The 15,965-nt window shown below is 67.7% G+C and carries 17 protein-coding genes and 1 pseudogene; 13 read left to right on the forward strand and 5 right to left on the reverse strand.

Translation table 11 applies throughout. The features are described 5' to 3' along the window. Positions 1-59: 59 nt before the first annotated feature. The 3 genes from PVZ77_RS12055 to PVZ77_RS12065 are packed head-to-tail and all read left to right on the forward strand — an operon-like array spanning position 60 to position 2,982. Positions 60-1,352 carry an L-fuconate dehydratase gene (locus PVZ77_RS12055; RefSeq protein ID WP_273806619.1) on the forward strand — a complete coding sequence of 431 codons (1,293 nt, stop codon included), beginning with the start codon at positions 60-62 and terminating at the stop codon, positions 1,350-1,352. Then, on the forward strand, positions 1,349-2,209 hold the full coding sequence (locus tag PVZ77_RS12060) for an amidohydrolase family protein (RefSeq protein ID WP_273806620.1): 861 nt from the start codon (positions 1,349-1,351) through the stop codon (positions 2,207-2,209). The genes PVZ77_RS12055 and PVZ77_RS12060 overlap by 4 nt, the downstream gene beginning before the upstream one ends. Then, entirely contained in the window at positions 2,206-2,982 is a 777-nt protein-coding gene (locus tag PVZ77_RS12065) for an SDR family oxidoreductase (protein WP_273806621.1), read from the forward strand. Before PVZ77_RS12060 ends, PVZ77_RS12065 begins: the two co-directional genes overlap by 4 nt. A 210-nt stretch (positions 2,983-3,192) precedes the next feature. On the opposite strand, the gene PVZ77_RS12070 is transcribed toward PVZ77_RS12065, so the two are convergent. Then, complete coding sequence (locus tag PVZ77_RS12070) at positions 3,193-3,330, reverse strand: hypothetical protein (RefSeq protein WP_167348568.1); 138 nt, start codon at positions 3,328-3,330, stop codon at positions 3,193-3,195. A 60-nt stretch (positions 3,331-3,390) separates the two neighbouring features. Then, complete coding sequence (locus PVZ77_RS12075; protein ID WP_273806622.1) at positions 3,391-3,954, reverse strand: TetR/AcrR family transcriptional regulator; 564 nt, start codon at positions 3,952-3,954, stop codon at positions 3,391-3,393. A 73-nt stretch (positions 3,955-4,027) separates the two neighbouring features. Here PVZ77_RS12075 and PVZ77_RS12080 point away from each other — a divergent pair, with 73 nt between their 5' ends. The 7 genes and pseudogenes from PVZ77_RS12080 to PVZ77_RS12110 form a co-directional block, all read left to right on the forward strand. Further along, positions 4,028-4,900 carry an alpha/beta hydrolase family protein gene (locus tag PVZ77_RS12080; RefSeq protein ID WP_273806623.1) on the forward strand — a complete coding sequence of 291 codons (873 nt, stop codon included), beginning with the start codon at positions 4,028-4,030 and terminating at the stop codon, positions 4,898-4,900. A gap of 123 nt (positions 4,901-5,023) precedes the next feature. After that, positions 5,024-6,142 (forward strand): Re/Si-specific NAD(P)(+) transhydrogenase subunit alpha, encoded by a 1,119-nt coding sequence (locus PVZ77_RS12085; RefSeq protein WP_273806624.1) that lies wholly within the window; start codon positions 5,024-5,026, stop codon positions 6,140-6,142. 35 nt (positions 6,143-6,177) lie between these two features. Next, positions 6,178-6,492, forward strand: a complete 315-nt coding sequence (locus tag PVZ77_RS12090; RefSeq protein ID WP_133861386.1) for an NAD(P) transhydrogenase subunit alpha — start codon at positions 6,178-6,180, stop codon at positions 6,490-6,492. 1 nt (position 6,493) lies between these two features. Continuing rightward, complete coding sequence (locus tag PVZ77_RS12095) at positions 6,494-7,930, forward strand: NAD(P)(+) transhydrogenase (Re/Si-specific) subunit beta (RefSeq protein ID WP_273806625.1); 1,437 nt, start codon at positions 6,494-6,496, stop codon at positions 7,928-7,930. Between the two features lie 258 nt (positions 7,931-8,188). Then, positions 8,189-9,310 (forward strand): hypothetical protein, encoded by a 1,122-nt coding sequence (locus tag PVZ77_RS12100; RefSeq protein WP_273806626.1) that lies wholly within the window; start codon positions 8,189-8,191, stop codon positions 9,308-9,310. Between the two features lie 124 nt (positions 9,311-9,434). Continuing rightward, on the forward strand, positions 9,435-9,917 hold the full coding sequence (locus PVZ77_RS12105) for a hypothetical protein (protein WP_273806627.1): 483 nt from the start codon (positions 9,435-9,437) through the stop codon (positions 9,915-9,917). Between the two features lie 21 nt (positions 9,918-9,938). Beyond that, a pseudogene (locus PVZ77_RS12110) lies at positions 9,939-10,685 on the forward strand (SDR family oxidoreductase); the annotation flags it as partial. 70 nt (positions 10,686-10,755) lie between these two features. Here PVZ77_RS12110 and PVZ77_RS12115 read toward each other — a convergent pair. Next, a complete protein-coding gene (locus PVZ77_RS12115; protein ID WP_273806628.1) occupies positions 10,756-11,007 on the reverse strand; it encodes a hypothetical protein in 252 nt (83 codons plus the stop codon). Between the two features lie 403 nt (positions 11,008-11,410). Here PVZ77_RS12115 and PVZ77_RS12120 point away from each other — a divergent pair, with 403 nt between their 5' ends. Further along, positions 11,411-12,490 carry an alpha/beta fold hydrolase gene (locus PVZ77_RS12120; RefSeq protein WP_443218031.1) on the forward strand — a complete coding sequence of 360 codons (1,080 nt, stop codon included), beginning with the start codon at positions 11,411-11,413 and terminating at the stop codon, positions 12,488-12,490. A 9-nt stretch (positions 12,491-12,499) separates the two neighbouring features. Here the strand turns inward: PVZ77_RS12120 and PVZ77_RS12125 are convergent, their stop codons facing one another. Next, on the reverse strand, positions 12,500-13,000 hold the full coding sequence (locus tag PVZ77_RS12125; protein WP_273806630.1) for a GNAT family N-acetyltransferase: 501 nt from the start codon (positions 12,998-13,000) through the stop codon (positions 12,500-12,502). 165 nt (positions 13,001-13,165) lie between these two features. On the opposite strand from PVZ77_RS12125, the gene PVZ77_RS12130 reads away from it, so the two are divergent. Then, the gene (locus tag PVZ77_RS12130) at positions 13,166-13,726 is read left to right on the forward strand and encodes a carboxymuconolactone decarboxylase family protein (protein WP_273806631.1); all 561 of its coding nucleotides are present in this window, start codon (positions 13,166-13,168) and stop codon (positions 13,724-13,726) included. 13 nt (positions 13,727-13,739) lie between these two features. On the opposite strand, the gene PVZ77_RS12135 is transcribed toward PVZ77_RS12130, so the two are convergent. Beyond that, positions 13,740-14,909 (reverse strand): MFS transporter, encoded by a 1,170-nt coding sequence (locus tag PVZ77_RS12135; protein ID WP_273806632.1) that lies wholly within the window; start codon positions 14,907-14,909, stop codon positions 13,740-13,742. A gap of 96 nt (positions 14,910-15,005) precedes the next feature. Between PVZ77_RS12135 and PVZ77_RS12140 the strand changes: the two genes are divergently transcribed. Then, on the forward strand, positions 15,006-15,899 hold the full coding sequence (locus tag PVZ77_RS12140) for a LysR family transcriptional regulator (RefSeq protein ID WP_273806633.1): 894 nt from the start codon (positions 15,006-15,008) through the stop codon (positions 15,897-15,899). The last annotated feature ends 66 nt before the right edge of the window (positions 15,900-15,965 follow it).

Raw genomic sequence — 15,965 nt, forward strand, 5'->3', positions numbered from 1 at the left:
ATCGAGCGGGCACGGGACCGGGCTCGCTTAGCCCGCGAAAACCCCTCGAGGACAGCGCCATGCCAACAACAATTACCGGCCTGCAGATCGAAGACATCCGCTTCCCCACCAGCCAGGCGCTGGATGGTTCCGATGCCATGAACCCTGATCCGGACTACTCCGCCGCCTACGTCATCCTGCAGACCGACCAGCCGGGCCTGGAGGGTCACGGCCTCACCTTCACCATCGGCCGCGGCAACGAGATCTGCTGCGCCGCCCTGCGCGCCCTGGAGCCGCGGGTGCGCGGCCTGACCCTGGAGTGGATCCAGGAAGACCCGGGCCGTTTCTGGCGCCACATCACCAGTGACAGCCAGCTGCGCTGGATCGGCCCGGACAAGGGCGCCATCCACCTGGCCACCGGCGCGGTGGTCAACGCCGCCTGGGACCTCTGGGCGCGCGCCGTGGGCAAGCCGGTCTGGCGCCTGGTGGCGGAGATGAGTCCCGAGGAACTGGTGCGCTGCATCGACTTCCGCTATCTCACCGATTGCATCACTCCCGAAGAGGCCCTGGCCCTGCTGCGCCAGCGCGCCGAGGGCAAGGCCGAACGGCTGCGGCGCCTCGAAGCCGAGGGCTATCCCTGCTACACCACCTCGGCCGGCTGGCTCGGCTATCCCGACGACAAGCTGCGCCGCCTCTGCCAGGAGGCCATCGACGCCGGCTTCTCCCATATCAAGCTCAAGGTCGGCCGCGACCTTGCCGACGACATCCGCCGGGTGCGCATCGCCCGCGAGGTGATCGGCCCCGAGCGCCACCTGATGATCGACGCCAACCAGGTGTGGGAAGTCGGCGAGGCCATCGACTGGGTGCGCGAACTGGCCTTCGCCAAGCCCTGGTTCATCGAAGAGCCCACCAGCCCCGATGACGTGGAGGGCCATCGCGCCATCCGCGAGGCGGTGGCGCCGGTCAAGGTCGCCACCGGCGAGATGTGCCAGAACCGCATCCTCTTCAAGCAATTCATCATGCGCGGCGGCCTGGACGTGGTGCAGCTCGACGCCTGCCGCCTGGGCGGCCTCAACGAGGTGCTGGCGGTGCAGCTGATGGCCGCCAAGTACGACCTGCCGGTCTGCCCCCATGCCGGCGGCGTGGGCCTCTGCGAATACGTGCAGCACCTGGCGATGATCGACTACCTCTGCGTCGCCGGCACCCACGAGGGCCGGGTGGTGGAATACGTCGACCATCTCCACGAACACTTCGAGGACCCCTGCCAGGTGCGCGGCGCCGCCTACCTGGCACCCCAGGCGCCGGGTTTCTCCATCGCCATCAAGGCCGCCTCCCGGGCGCGCTATCGCCATGCCGGGGAGCAGCCGTCATGAGTCTGCGCCTGGATGCCCACCAGCACTTCTGGCGCTACCGCCCGGCCGAGTTCGGCTGGATCGACGGGCGCATGGCCGGGCTGCAGCGCGACCATCTGCCCGCCGATCTGCAGCCGCACCTGCAGCGCGCCGGCTTCGACGGCTGCATCGCCGTCCAGGCGCGCACCCTGGAAGAAGAGACGGATTTTCTGCTCGACCTCGCCGCCCGGACGCCCTGGGTACAGGCGGTGGTCGGCTGGACCGACCTGCGCGCCGCCGACCTGGTGGCACGCCTGGAACGGCGCCAGGGCAGTCGTCACCTGCGCGGCTTTCGCCATCCGGTGCAGGACGAGGCCGATCCCGGCGCCTGGCTGGCCGATGCCGCCGCCAACCGGGGCGTCGCCACCCTGCAGCGGCATGGCTATCTCTATGAACTGCTGATCCACGCCGAGACCCTGCCCGCCGCCACCGCCTTCGCCGCCCGCCATGACCATGGCGTGCTGGTGCTGGACCACCTGGGCAAGCCGCCGGGCCGGGTCGCCCCCGCCGACTACGCCCGCCTACTGGCGCCCCTGGCACGGCTGCCCCATGTGCATTGCAAGCTGTCCGGGCTGGTCACCGAGGCCGACTGGCACGGCTGGCAGGCGGAGCAGTTGCTGCCCTATGCGCGGATCGCCCTGGAGGCCTTTGGGCCGGAGCGGCTGCTGTTCGGCTCCGACTGGCCGGTCTGTACCCTCGCCGCCAGTTACGCCGAGGTGATCGACCTGGCCGAACAGGCGCTGCTGGATCTCACGCCCAGCGAGCGCGGGGCGGTCTTTGGCGGCAACGCGGCCCGCCTCTATGGCCTGGGCACCCAGCCACGGGAGGCCGTGGCATGAACCTGCAGCTGACCGACAAGGTGTTCCTGGTCACCGGCGGTGGCTCCGGCATCGGCGCCGCCATCTCCCTGGCCCTGGCCGCCGAGGGCGCCATCCCGGTGATTCTCGCCCGCGAGCCGCTGGCGGCCGACTTCGCTGCGCAACTGGCCGAACGTCAGCCCAGGGCGCGGGCCTTCACGGTGGAGCTGTGCGACGAAGCCGCCTGCGAGCGGACCGTGGCCGCGGTGCAGGACGCCCATGGGCGCATCGATGGACTGGTCAACAACGCCGGGGTCAACGATGGCGTGAGTCTCAGCGCCGGTCGGGCGGCCTTCGTCGCCTCCCTGGAGCGCAACCTGGTGCACTACTACCACCTGGCGCACCTCTGCCTGCCGGCGCTGCGCGCCAGCACCGGCGCCATCGTCAACATCGCCTCCAAGACCGCCCTCTCCGGCCAGGGCGACACCAGCGGCTACACCGCGGCCAAGGGCGGCGTCCTGGCCCTGACCCGGGAGTGGGCCGCCTCGCTGCTGGACGACGGCATCCGGGTCAACGCGGTGATCCCCGCCGAGGTGATGACGCCGCTCTACGAACGCTGGCTACAGGGCTTTCCCGACCCGGCCGCCAAGCTCGCCGCCATCACCGCGCGCATTCCCCTCGGCCGCCGCATGACCACCCCGGAGGAGATCGCCGACACCGTGGCCTTCCTGCTGTCGCCACGCTCCAGCCATACCACCGGCCAGTGGCTGAGTGTCGACGGCGGCTACCTGCATCTGGATCGGGCATTGACATGAGGGAGTGAGGCGGAGGAGCAGGAAGGCGCCCTCACCCCAGCCCTCTCCCGGAGGGAGAGGGGGTGGTATCAACGTTAGCGATGGGATCATCCGTACGTGGAAAACGCTTCGCGGTTTTCCACCCTACCCATCTGCCGTAGTTTGGCGAGAGCGAGCTCCCGTAGGGTGAACAACGGCGCAGCCTTGTCCACGTGCCGGGCACCCAACCCGCTAGCGCTTCGGACTCAAGGGACTGTCGTCCTGGTCCTCGCGCTCTTCGGTGGTGGTGGTGTTCGCCGAATCCGGCACGTCGCCGTATTCGTCGTAGTCGTGGGGGGTCTGCTTGTCGTCGGCGGGTTCGGGATTCATGGGGTACTCCGATCTTAGAGGCACCCTCGGTGGAGTCCGCCGGCCCCGGTGGCGTTCCCGTCAGATCAGCGCCACCAGACGTTCGGCCACCCGGTCGAAGGGTTCGATGCTGCGCTGGGCGCGGCACAGCGGGATCACCCCCTGCACCGCCGCCACCAGCAAGGTGGCCAACCCCGTGGCCGCCTGCTCCGCATGGCCATGCTCGACCAGCGCCACCTGCAAGCGCGCTTCCCAGCGGCGATAGATGCCCGCCGCCGCATCCAGCTCGCGTTGGGCGATCTCGTCCACCGGTTCTTCCACCGCCACCGCCATCACCGGACAGCCGACGCGAAAGTCCGAGTCCAGCAGGATGTCGCGCCAGAGCCGCAGGAAGCCCTGGATGCCTGCCAGCGCCCCGGCCTGCAGCTGCCGCTCCAGGTCGCGACTGACCTGGGCGCCGGCCAGCTCCACCGCCTCCACCACCAGCTGATGCTTGCCGCCGGGAAAGTGATGATAGGTGGACCCCAGCGGCGCCTCGGCGCGCTTGATGGTCTCGCGGATGCTGGTGGCATTGAGGCCGTGCTGCGCCAGCATGGCCGACGCCGCTACCACTACCCGTTCCCGTACCGTCGACTGCTCGGTCATCCATTCTCCTTGCTATGACAGTCGTCATAATCTACCGTCCAGGCATTATAACAACTGTCATAGGGACCACCCCATGCCCAGCGACGCCCTCGTCGAGGAATTGATCACCGCGGACGGTTATCGCCTCAGTACCAGTCGCTTTCCCGCCCAGGGGCCGCTACAGGGACGGCTGATCGTCGCCGGCGCCACCGCCGTGCCCCAGGGCTTCTACCGGCGTTTTGCCCAGCACGCCGCGGCCCGCGGCTTCGAGACGCTGACCCTGGACTATCGCGGCGTCGGCCGCTCGGCGCCGGCGTCGCTCAAGGGCTTTCGCATGGACCTGCTGGACTGGGCACGCCAGGACCTCGCCGCCGCCGTGGACACCATGGCCCGGGGCGACGTCCCCCTCTACCTGGTCGGCCACTCCTATGGCGGCCATGCCTTCGGCCTCCTGCCCAACCACGCCAAGGTGGCCGGCTTCTACGTCTTCGGCACCAGCGCCGGCTGGTACGGCTACATGCCGCCGCTGGAAAGACTCAAGGTGCTGACCATGTGGAAACTGGTCTTGCCGGTCATGACGTGGTGGAAAGGCTACTGCCCCTGGAGCGCCCTGGGCCTGGGCGAAGACCTGCCGCGCGACGTCTATCGCCAGTGGCGCCACTGGTGCAGCTATCCCCACTATTTCTTCGACGACCCGGCCATGCGGGGCATTGAGGTCGGCTACGCGGAAGTGCGTACGCCCATCGTCGCGGTCAACGCCCTGGACGATCTCTGGGCCACGCCGCGCTCGCGCGATGCCTTCATGCAGGCCTATCGCAACGTCGACCTCCAGCGCGAAGACCTCGATCCCCGCCAGCACGGCGGCGCCATCGGCCACATGGGTTATTTCCGCGCCAGCGCCCAGCCCCTCTGGGATCGCGCCCTGGACTGGTTTGCCGCCCTGCCTCGTGTACCTGGCGTGAACTGAGCCCCGAACAGGCCGCCCCAGGGCGTGCCTGTCGCTTTTCCAAAAGCTCCCCGTCGTTTCCGGACAGCCATCCCGCTGCCCCAGGTCCCATTGTGGCGGCTCGAATAAAAAGGAGTGACACCCGTGCTGATCGGCATCCCGATGGAAACCGGTGCGGGGGAAACGCGCGTGGCCGCGACCCCCGAGACCCTCAAGAAACTGATCGGCCAGGGCCACCAGGTGGTGGTGCAACAGGGCGCCGGCGAACGCGCCAGCGTGCCCGACGCGGCCTATGCCGCCAGCGGTGCCCGACTCGGTGATGCCGCCGCGGCCCTGGGCGCCGACCTGGTGCTCAAGGTGGCGGCGCCCGATGCCGCCGAGCTGGCGCTGATGAAGCCCGGCGCCGTGCTGATCGGCATGCTCAACCCTTTCGCCCAGGAGACCCTGGCCCAGCTCAATGCCCAGGGCCTCACCGCCTTCGCCCTGGAAGCGGCGCCGCGCACCTCCCGCGCCCAGAGCCTGGACGTGCTCTCCTCCCAGGCCAACATCGCCGGCTACAAGGCGGTGATGCTGGCGGCCGACCACTATCCACGCTTCATGCCCATGCTGATGACCGCCGCCGGCACGGTAAAGGCCGCGCGGGTGCTGATCCTCGGCGCCGGGGTAGCCGGCCTGCAGGCCATCGCCACCGCCAAGCGCCTCGGCGCGGTGATCGAGGCCTCGGACGTGCGTCCGGCGGTCAAGGAACAGATCGAATCCCTCGGCGCCAAGTTCGTCGACGTGCCCTTAGAAACCGAGGAAGAACGCCAGTGCGCCGAAGGCGTCGGCGGCTATGCCCGGCCCATGCCGGCCTCCTGGATGGAGCGCCAGGCCAAGGCCGTGCACGAGCGCGCCAGGCAGGCCGACATCGTCATCACCACCGCGCTGATCCCCGGTCGCCGCGCCCCCACCCTGCTGCACGCGGCCACCGTGGCCGAGATGAAGCCGGGCTCGGTGGTCATCGACCTCGCCGCGAGCCAGGGCGGCAACTGCCCGCTGACCGAACTGGACCAGGTGGTGGTCAGGCACGGCGTCACCCTGGTGGGCTACGGCAACCTGGCCGCCCGGGTGCCGGCGGACGCCTCCGCGCTCTATGCCCGCAACCTGCTGGACTTTCTCAAGCTGGTGCTCAAGGACGGGGCCTTCCACCTCGACCTGGCCGACGACATCGTCGCCGCCTGCCTGATGTGCCACGGCGGCGAATTGCGCCGCAAGAACGCCTGAGCGCCCGCCCTCCGCCTATATAAAGGACTGCCCCCATGGATCTGATTTCCGACGGTCTCTACAACCTGATCATCTTTGTGCTGGCCATCTATGTCGGCTACCACGTGGTCTGGAACGTCACCCCCGCGCTGCACACCCCGCTGATGGCGGTGACCAACGCCATCTCCGCCATCGTCATCGTTGGCGCCATGCTCGCCGCCGCCCTCACCGTGACCCCGCTAGGCAAGACCATGGGCACCCTGGCCGTGGCCCTGGCGGCGGTCAACGTCTTCGGCGGCTTCCTGGTCACCCGCCGCATGCTGGAGATGTTCAAGAAGAAGGCCCCCAAGGCCCCGGCGGAGCAGCGCTGACATGAGCATGAACCTCATCACCCTGCTCTACCTGATCGCCTCGGTGTGCTTCATCCAGGCGCTCAAGGGCCTCTCCCATCCCACCACCTCGCGCCGCGGCAACGCCTTCGGCGTGGCCGGCATGACCCTCGCCGTGCTCACCACCCTGGCGCTGATCCACAAGCTCGGCAGCGAACTGGCGGTACAGGGCATTGGCTACGTCATCGTCGGCCTGCTGGTGGGCGGCAGCGCCGGCGCCTACATGGCCAAGCGCGTGGAAATGACCAAGATGCCCGAACTGGTGGCCTTCATGCACAGCATGATCGGCCTGGCCGCGGTGTTCATCGCCATCGCCGCGGTGGTCGAGCCGCAATCCCTGGGCATCGTCGCCAGCTTTGGCCAGCCGATCCCCGCCGGCAACCGCCTGGAGCTGTTCCTCGGCGCGGCCATCGGCGCCATCACCTTCTCCGGTTCGGTGATCGCCTTCGGCAAGCTCTCCGGCAAATACAAATTCCGCCTGTTCCAGGGCGCGCCGGTGCGCTTCGCCGGCCAGCATCCGCTCAACCTGGTGATCGGCCTGGCCATCCTGGCCTTAGGCCTGGTCTTCACCTTCAGCGGCAACCTTGGCGCCTTCGCCGTACTGGTGGCCCTGGCCTTCGCTATCGGCGTGCTGATCATCATCCCCATCGGCGGCGCCGACATGCCGGTGGTGGTCTCCATGCTCAACAGCTACTCCGGCTGGGCCGCCGCCGGCATCGGCTTCTCGCTCAACAACTCCATGCTAATCATCGCCGGCTCGCTGGTGGGTTCGAGCGGCGCCATCCTCTCCTACATCATGTGCAAGGCGATGAACCGCTCCTTCTTCAACGTCATCCTCGGCGGCTTCGGCGGGGCGACGGAAGCCGCAGCCAGTGGCGGCAGTGGCGAGCAGCGCCCGGTCAAATCCGGCTCGGCGGACGACGCTGCCTTCCTGCTCGGCAACGCCGACAGCGTCATCATCGTCCCCGGCTACGGCCTGGCCGTGGCCCGCGCCCAGCACGCCCTCAAGGAGCTGACCGAGAAGCTGGTGCACAACGGCGTGACGGTGAAATACGCCATCCACCCGGTGGCCGGCCGCATGCCCGGCCATATGAACGTGCTGCTGGCCGAAGCCGAGGTGCCCTACGACCAGGTGTTCGAGATGGACGACATCAACTCCGAATTCGGCCAGGCCGACGTGGTGCTGGTGCTCGGCGCCAACGACGTGGTCAACCCGGCGGCCAAGAACGACCCCAAATCGCCCATCGCCGGCATGCCCATCCTCGAAGCCTTCAAGGCCAAGACGATCATCGTCAACAAGAGATCCATGGCCAGCGGCTACGCGGGTCTCGACAACGAACTCTTCTACCTGGACAAGACCCTGATGGTCTTTGGCGATGCCAAGAAGGTCATCGAGGAGATGGTCAAGGCGGTGGATTAAGTCGTAGCCCCTCACGACCGCTTGGGTGGTCGCGAGGGGCTGTTCGCTGGCACCCCATAAGACATACGTTTCTCTCTCAAAGCCTCCAGGCTTACGCACTCAACGCAAGGTCGTTCACGCAAGGATCAGCATCGCTCCTTCGACCGATTGCGCCTTCAGCCTCACTAATCAGATTATTCCTCAGCGCCTCACCTATCCCCTGCCTCCAATCGAACGCTCACGCGCAGGGCTCTCCCAGCCCTCACAAGGACCGTCCCCATGCACACCTCCCGCTCCCTCATGGTCGCGTTGCTGCTGGCCAACACCGGTGCCGTCTGGGCCGAGTCCAATACGGCCAATGTCCAGCAGAACGGCGGCTTCAACGTGGTGAATCTGAACCAGGGCAGCGAGCTGTCGGCGCGCAACAAGGCGGATATCCAGCAGAGCGGCAGCTTTCTGAACGCCCAGGTCACCCAGCAGAACGATGCCGATGACAGCGTGCGGGTGCTGCAGACCAATGCCAGGAGCGCGGTCGAGGTCAATCAGGTCTGGGGTTCGCAGCGCCTGGTGGATATCGAGCAGCGCGATGGCGGCTATGACCGGGTGCAGGTCGATCAGGGACCGGGCAGCGGCAACGAGACGGTGGTGCGGCAGAGCGGTCTGCGGCAGGACACCTCTGTCCATCAGGACGGTGGCTATCACCGGATCGATATCGAGCAGGGCAGCTATGCCGCGGGCCAGAACACCCTGACGGTGCGTCAGGATGGCCTCAACGGCAAGCTCGATCTGGCTCAGCACGGTGATCGCCAGGACCTGCAGGTGACCAGTTTCGGTCTGCGCAACGAGGTCTGGGCGAGCCAGAACGGCGAGGACTCGACCACCCTCATCACGCAGAACGGCAACGACAACTACATCGGCCTCAAGCAGGGCGGTGAGCGGTTGGAGACCCAGGTGGTACAGCAGGGCAATGGCAACGACGCCCGGGTCCGGCATTCCAGTGGCAGCTCGCAGCCCAGTAAAGTCGACATCGCCCAGCGCGGTGATCTCAACCATGCGGACGTCAACGTCTATGGCACAGGCAACCAGCTGACCCTGGCGCAGACCGGTAACGGCAATGGCGCCACCGCCATCGTCTCGGGCGAGGGCAACCAGTTGGACTTGGCGTCCACTGGCGACGGCAATGGCATCAACGCCTATGCCCTGGGCAACGACGGCCAGCTGAAGGTCGATCAGCAGGGCAACGATCTGGCGCTGACCGCCTACGTCACGGGCAATGCCTCCAGCATCACCGCCAGTCAGAGCGGCTATCAGCACACCGCCAACCTGACCCAGAACACCGCGGGCAATGCCATCAACCTGACCCAGAGCGGCTTTTCCAACCACGCCGTCATCAGCCAGTAGACCTGGATCAGCGGGGTCCATCCCCGCCCTCTCCGGCAGGGGATGGGGTCCGCCCTGCCCCGCTCGCTCAATTTTCGCCTCCTGCGGCCGCTATCCTTGGGATGTACCTTTCAAGGAGTCCGCGATGTCCAGCACGCTGTCGGTGAATGGCATCGGCCATGGCATCTTGCGCGCGCCTACGCTCAGGCTGGGTGGCGCGACTGCCAAGCCCACCGCCGAGGAAGAGGCGGCCAAGGTCGAGCAAGCCAAGAAGCCCAAGGGCATCGGCAAGCCCAATTCGCTGAACCAGATCAAGGATAAGGCCGAAGCCGACGCCGCCCCCGCCAGCGAGAAGGGCAGCACCGGCAACAAGACCCTGGATACCCTGCAGAAGGCCATCGACATGGCCAAGCGGCAACTAGAGCTGGCGCAAAAGCAATTACGCGCCGTGGAGGCCCAGAGCAAGGGCGGCAGCAAGGCCGAGCAGGAGACCAGCCAGGCTGCCCGTGAAGCCGCCCAGGCCAATGTCGCCGCCGCCAGCGAAGCCCTGACTACGGCCTACGCCGCCTATACCGAAGCCCTGAAGAAGGCCGGCGAGACCACCAGCGGGGTCAGCGCCCGGGCGTGATGCTGGCCCCCTGACCCGACCGCCCGGGCCTTCGTGGCGGAAGGCGCCTTCGTCTATCTCACCGATCTCAACACTGAGCTCGGCCACGCCGTCGCGGCCGAGCTCGGCGACCTCGCCTGCTATCTGCCCCTGGATGTGCGTCTGGAGGCCGACTGGCAGCGGGTGATCGGGCAGCTTCTCGCTGAGCGCGGGCGGCTGGATGTGCTGGTGAACAACGCGGGGATCACCGGCTTCGAGCAGGGCGTGGTCGCCCATGATCCCGAACACGCCCGGCTCGAAGACTGGCACGCGGTGCATCGCACCAACCTGGATGGCGTCTTTCTCGGCTGCAAGCATGGCATTCGTGCCATGCGTCCGGCCGGGGCCGGGTCCATCATCAATATTTCGTCGCGCTCCGGGCTGGTGGGTATTCCCGGTGCGGCGGCCTATGCCTCGTCCAAGGCCGCCGTGCGCAACCACAGCAAGACGGTGGCGCTCTATTGCGCGGAACAGGGCCTCGCCATCCGCTGCAATTCGATCCACCCCGCCGCCATTCTCACGCCCATGTGGGAACCCATGCTGGGTGACGGACCCGACCGCGCGGCACGCATGGCGGCGCTGGTACGGGACACGCCGCTGCGGCGCTTTGGCCGCTCCGAGGAGGTGGCGGCCGTGGCGCTGTTGCTGGCGTCCGACGAGGCCGCCTACATGACCGGCAGCGAGCTGAATCTGGATGGCGGTCTGCTGGCCGGTTCGGCGGTGACGCCCGCGGTGGTCGAGTCACCCTAGCCGTTGATTTTGCAACTCAGCCGCAACGCGGTGCGGCGCCGGCTACCTGGTAGAGGCATCCTGCCGGTCGCTAGTCATTCGGATAGATGTCTGCCGCGGTGATGGCCGGCAGGCTGCCGCCGGCGCGCAATTCGTTGATGGCGTCGCGGATCACCTCGTAGAGCAGCGCCGTATTGCGCACCAGCGCCTGATTGAGGGTCCGTGATACCCGCGCCGGCCGGGCGGGGTCGATGAGGGTGATCAGCAGGTTGTCACCCTGGGATTGGATCTCGTGCTTGATGGGCGGGTCCAGCGCCGCCAGTTGGCTTTTAAGGGCTTGCATAGAGCCAAGTGTTCTCCAGGTGGTAATACTTTTACGACTCGACCGCTGGCGCCAGCGTTCCAGCGTTTCGCTCGCCAACGTCTGTCGTTCGGGGCCAGGGCTGACGAGAGCCCTTACCCGTCCAGCCCTCAACAGAGCCGTTTCACCACGAACGCGTGCCTGGCCCTCGGCGCACCGATTCAGCAGCGGAAACGAGAGAGTGCCTGCCTGCGATCGGAAGATCGGAAGGATGACGAGGACGTGGGCAGTCGTTGGAGCGGCCGGAAAGGGGCAAGCAGCCGCGGCAGGACGACTGCCGCGGTGGCCAAGCGCCTGAGTTGTCAGCTGCGCGGTTAGGACTTATACATTTCGATTCATCATTCTAATAAGAAACGGAAAGGCCTCAATGAACAGCATTTTCATCATGCGACGCGCCACGGCCACCCTGTACTCGGCCATGACCTTCCTGTTGCTGCTGACCACCCTGAGCGTCAAGGCGGACGAGCCACCCAAGCCGGTCGCAGGCGACTTCGTGGTGCCGCGCTTCACCTTCCATACCGGCCAGACACTCGACAACTTCCGCCTGCACTACCTGACGCTGGGCAAGCACGGCAACCCTGCCGTCCTGGTGCTGCACGGTACCGGCCAACAGGGCGCTGCGATGCTGAGCAAGGATGTCGGCGGCCAGTTGTTCGGTCCGGGCCAGCCGCTGGATGCAACCAAGTTCTTTATCGTGATTCCGGATGCGATCGGCACCGGTAGCTCGACCAAGCCGTCGGATGGCCTGCGCGCCGCCTTTCCCCCTTACAACTATGCCGACATGGTGCAGGCGCAGTACCTGCTGCTCACCCAGGGATTGGGGATAGAGCACCTGCGGCTGATCATCGGCAATTCGATGGGCGGCATGCAGACCTGGCTGTGGGGCGGCCTGCACCCCGGCTTCGCCGATGGCCTGGTGCCCATGGCGGCGCAGCCGACGGAGATGGCCGGCCGCAACTGGATCATGAGGCGCATGCTGGTGGAATCCATCAAGCAGGACCCGGCCTGGAACCAGGGCAATTACCAGACCCAGCCGCCGTCGCTGCGCCTGGCCAAGACCATGTTCGAATTCGCCACCAGTGGCGGCACCCTGAACTACCAGGAGATCGCCGGCACCCATGCCCAGGCCGATGCGCTGGTCGACAAGCGCCTGGCGGCCTCGGTCGCCGTCGACGCCAATGATTTCATCTACCAATGGCAGTCCTCGGCCGACTACAACGCCGAGCCGGGGCTGGGCAGGATCAAGGTGCCGGTGCTGGCCATCAACGCCGCGGACGACGAGCGCAATCCACCGGAAACCGGCGTCATGCAGGCGGCGCTCAAGCAGGTGCCCAGTGCCCGCTACCTGCTGATTCCGGGCAGCGCCGACACGCGCGGACACGGTACCACCGGGCTGGCCAGGCTCTATGCGGCGGAGCTGGCGCAATTCGTCGAAAAACTGCCCAGCGCCCCTGCCGGACGCTAGGGCCCTGGCCTAGAGCGGGGTCGTTTCTTCCTGGTAGATCCGCAGCCCGCGCGCCTGGTAGTTGGCCAGGGCCGCCGGATGATCCAGGGTGCAGGTGTGCACCCAGACGCGCTCGGTGCCCACCCAGTCCCAGGCGCAGCGGAGGGCGTGACTCAGCAGCGGACCGCCGAAGCCGAGCCCCATGAAGGCATTGGCCAAGCCGAAGTAGCGGATCTCGACGTTGCGGCCATCCGGGCGGTACAGCTCGTAGTAGCCGGCGATGGCGCCACGGTGATAGGCGACCCAGGTGCGGTGCCCTTCCTGCTCCACCAGTTCGCGCCACTGGGCATCGCTCCAGCCGCTGAGATCGCTCCAGTCCCAGGCCTGGCCGACCAGGGCATAGAGAAAGCGGTTGAGTTCGGGTTGCGGCACCTCGCACTCGACGATCTGCAGGTCGGGCCGCTGTGGCTTCTCGCGCAACTCGGCCGAGGAGGTCATTTCGAGGTAGAAGGTCGTGCAGGTCCGGTCCATCGCCAAGACTCCCTGGAAAAGGTCAGACCCGATTGTGACCAGAGCGGCAGGGGCGGTGCCAGTCCAATTGCGACCCTTGGCCAGGCAGCGCCGCGCTCTTGCCCCAGGAGCCTGGGGTGAGATTGGATAGGCGTCTCCCTGCCCACTGCCCGCTGAGTTATCACCATGCCCATCTCGTCACGCCTGACGCCCCTGTCCGACCAGAACACGACGCCCGAGCAGCAGCGGGTGCTGGACGACATCCAGCGCGGCCCAAGGGGCAATCTCGACGGCCCCTTCCTGGCCTGGGTGCACAGCCCGGCGCTGGCCGATCACGCCCAGCGGCTAGGCGCCTTCTGCCGCTATGGCACCCGGCTGGACGTGCGTCTCACGGAGCTGGCGATCCTCACCACCGCGGCCTGGTGGCGCTCCCAGGCTGAGTGGCAGATCCATGAGCCCATCGCCCGGCAGGCGGGCCTGGCGGAGGCCGTGATCGAGGCGCTCCGGCAAGGCACCGTGCCGGCCTTCGAAACGCCCGCGGAGACCTGTGTCCATGCCATCGGCGTGGCGCTCTACGCTACTCGGCGGATTCCCGAGGATCTCTATCGCCAGGGGGTAGCGCTGTTCGGTGAAGCGGGAATGGTCGAACTGGTGGGCGTCTATGGCTACTACAGCCTGGTCGCCATGACCCTCAATGCCTTCGCGGTGGATCGGGGCGGCGATACGCCCCGCCCCTTCGCCGAATGACGCCGCCGCGTCCCTAGCCGGCCACCGCCGCAGCGCTGGCCCGACCGCGCCAGGCCAGGGCCAGGGCCATCGCCAGGCCCAGGGCGGCCATGCCGGCGCCGGCCAGGGAGATCGCCGGATAGCCGAGGCCGGCGTCGATCACCGCGCCGCCCAGGGCCGCGCCGAGGGCATTGCCCAGATTGAAGGCGCCGATATTGACCGCCGAGGCCAGGTTGGGCGCGTCCTTGGCGGCTTCCATCACGCGCATCTGCAGCGGCGGCACCAGGGCGAAGCTGGCGATGCCCCAGACGAGAATGGCCACGGCGGCCGCCAGCGGCCAGCGCATCAGCACGCTGAAGGCCAGCAGCACCACGATGAGCACGCCCAGGGAGGCGATCAGGGTACGGTCGATGGATTTGTCCGCGGCCTTGCCGCCCCAGAGATTGCCCAGGGTCAGGCCGACGCCGAACAGCACCAGCATGGCGGTGATGAAGGCCGTGGAGCCATGGGTCTCGCGGGCGAGGATGGGCGCGATATAGGTGAAGACGGTGAACATGGCGCCGGAACCGACCACCGTCAGCCCGAGGGCGGCCAGCACCGGCGGACGACCCAGCACGCGGATCTCGGCCAGCACGCCGTCGCTCGGCGGCAGGGCCACGTTGGGCAGGGCGAACCAGAGCGCGGCCATGGTCAGCAGGCCGAGACCGGCGATGCCCCAGAAGGCCTGGCGCCAGCCGAGCAATTCGCCGAACCAGGTGGCCAGGGGCACGCCGCCGATGGTGGCCAGGGTCAGCCCCATGAACATCGCGGCGACCGCCCCGGCGCGCTTGTCCGGGGCGACCACGCTGGCCGCCACCAGGGCGCCGACGCCAAAGAAGGCGCCGTGGTTGAGCGAGGTCACCACCCGGGCGATCAGCAGGCTGGTGTAGTCGGTGGCCAGCGCCGACATCAGGTTGCCCAGGGTGAAGATGGCCATCAGGCCGATCAGCAGATGACGGCGCGGAATGCGGCCGGTGGTCAGGGTCATCAGCGGCGCCCCGATCAGCACGCCCAGGGCATAGGCGCTGATCAGGAGGCCGGCCGCCGGGATGGAGACGCCAAGATCGGCGGCGATGCCGGGCAGCATGCCCATGGGCGCGAATTCGGTGACGCCGATGCCGAAGGCACCGGTGGCCAGGGCCAGCAGGGGTGGATTGATACGCATGGGAAGGGCTCCTTATCTATGCCGTGAATGCTAAGCTCCCGCTTCAAGCGCCGGTAGACGGCGGTTTTGGCATGCACCTTTGCCCTGGAGTCACAAGTGGATCTGAATGGTCGCTCGGGAGAGATGGCGGTGTTCGCCCAGGTGGTGGAGGCCGGCAGCCTGTCTGCTGCCGCCAGGGCCCTGCGCCTGACGCCTTCGGCGGTGAGTCGCTCCATCGCCCGCACCGAGCAGCGCCTCGGCACGCGACTGCTGTTGCGCACCACCCGGGCCATCACGCTCACGGCCGAGGGCGCGGCCTATCTGCGCGCGGCGCGGCGCATCCTCGCGGACCTGGCCGAGGTGGAAGACGCCATCGCCGACCAGGGCGTGCCCAGGGGACGGCTGAGGGTCAGCGCCGCCCTCGGTCATGGCCGCATGACCCTGGTGCCGCTGGTGGCGGCCTTCAGCGCCCGCTATCCGGATATCGTCGTGGACCTGGCGCTGGGCGACGAGGTGGTGGACATCCTCGCCGGCCAGGCCGACGTGGCGATCCGCTTCGGCCACTTGGCCGACAGCCCCCTCAGCGCCCGCCCCATCGGCGTCACCGGGCAGGTGGTGGTGGCCTCGCCCGCCTATCTCGCCCGCCATGGCACACCCCAGGTACCGGAAGACCTGCTCGAGCACAACTGCCTGAGATTCAACTTCCGCCGCGCCCTGCCCGACTGGCCCTTCGTCCGCGACGGCCAGGCCTTCGCCCTGAAGATCGGCGGCAACATCGAGTGCAACAGTGGCGAGGCCCTGGCCCTGCTGGCCCGTGAAGGCGCCGGCATCGCCCGCATCGGTGAATTCAGCGTGGCCGAGGACCTGCGCAGCGGCGCCCTGGTGCCGCTGCTGGAAGCCTGGAATCCGGGCGACCTGGAGCCCATCCACGCGGTCTTCGTCGGCGGCTCGACCATGCCGGCGCGGGTCCGGGTGTTCGTGGATTTCCTGGTGGAGCGGCTGGGCCGTTGAAGGTGCGCGTCGCGCCCGACCTGCCCACCTCGGGAACTCCAGCCGGCATCCTCGCCCTAACCCCCC

It is taken from the genome of Pseudomonas sp. SHLD1 (genome assembly GCF_028640935.1).
GTDB lineage: Bacteria > Pseudomonadota > Gammaproteobacteria > Pseudomonadales > Pseudomonadaceae > Chryseomonas > Chryseomonas aestiva.

Bases quoted from the DNA above. Each gene is read 5' to 3' on its own strand.
- PVZ77_RS12055 (WP_273806619.1), top strand. From the start codon at position 60: ATGCCAACAACAATTACCGGCCTGCAGATCGAAGACATCCGCTTCCCC.
- PVZ77_RS12060 (WP_273806620.1), top strand. From the start codon at position 1,349: ATGAGTCTGCGCCTGGATGCCCACCAGCACTTCTGGCGCTACCGCCCG.
- PVZ77_RS12065 (WP_273806621.1), top strand. From the start codon at position 2,206: ATGAACCTGCAGCTGACCGACAAGGTGTTCCTGGTCACCGGCGGTGGC.
- PVZ77_RS12070 (WP_167348568.1), bottom strand. From the start codon at position 3,330: ATGAATCCCGAACCCGCCGACGACAAGCAGACCCCCCACGACTACGAC.
- PVZ77_RS12075 (WP_273806622.1), bottom strand. From the start codon at position 3,954: ATGACCGAGCAGTCGACGGTACGGGAACGGGTAGTGGTAGCGGCGTCG.
- PVZ77_RS12080 (WP_273806623.1), top strand. From the start codon at position 4,028: ATGCCCAGCGACGCCCTCGTCGAGGAATTGATCACCGCGGACGGTTAT.
- PVZ77_RS12090 (WP_133861386.1), top strand. From the start codon at position 6,178: ATGGATCTGATTTCCGACGGTCTCTACAACCTGATCATCTTTGTGCTG.
- PVZ77_RS12095 (WP_273806625.1), top strand. From the start codon at position 6,494: ATGAGCATGAACCTCATCACCCTGCTCTACCTGATCGCCTCGGTGTGC.
- PVZ77_RS12100 (WP_273806626.1), top strand. From the start codon at position 8,189: ATGCACACCTCCCGCTCCCTCATGGTCGCGTTGCTGCTGGCCAACACC.
- PVZ77_RS12105 (WP_273806627.1), top strand. From the start codon at position 9,435: ATGTCCAGCACGCTGTCGGTGAATGGCATCGGCCATGGCATCTTGCGC.
- PVZ77_RS12115 (WP_273806628.1), bottom strand. From the start codon at position 11,007: ATGCAAGCCCTTAAAAGCCAACTGGCGGCGCTGGACCCGCCCATCAAG.
- PVZ77_RS12120 (WP_443218031.1), top strand. From the start codon at position 11,411: ATGCGACGCGCCACGGCCACCCTGTACTCGGCCATGACCTTCCTGTTG.
- PVZ77_RS12125 (WP_273806630.1), bottom strand. From the start codon at position 13,000: ATGGACCGGACCTGCACGACCTTCTACCTCGAAATGACCTCCTCGGCC.
- PVZ77_RS12130 (WP_273806631.1), top strand. From the start codon at position 13,166: ATGCCCATCTCGTCACGCCTGACGCCCCTGTCCGACCAGAACACGACG.
- PVZ77_RS12135 (WP_273806632.1), bottom strand. From the start codon at position 14,909: ATGCGTATCAATCCACCCCTGCTGGCCCTGGCCACCGGTGCCTTCGGC.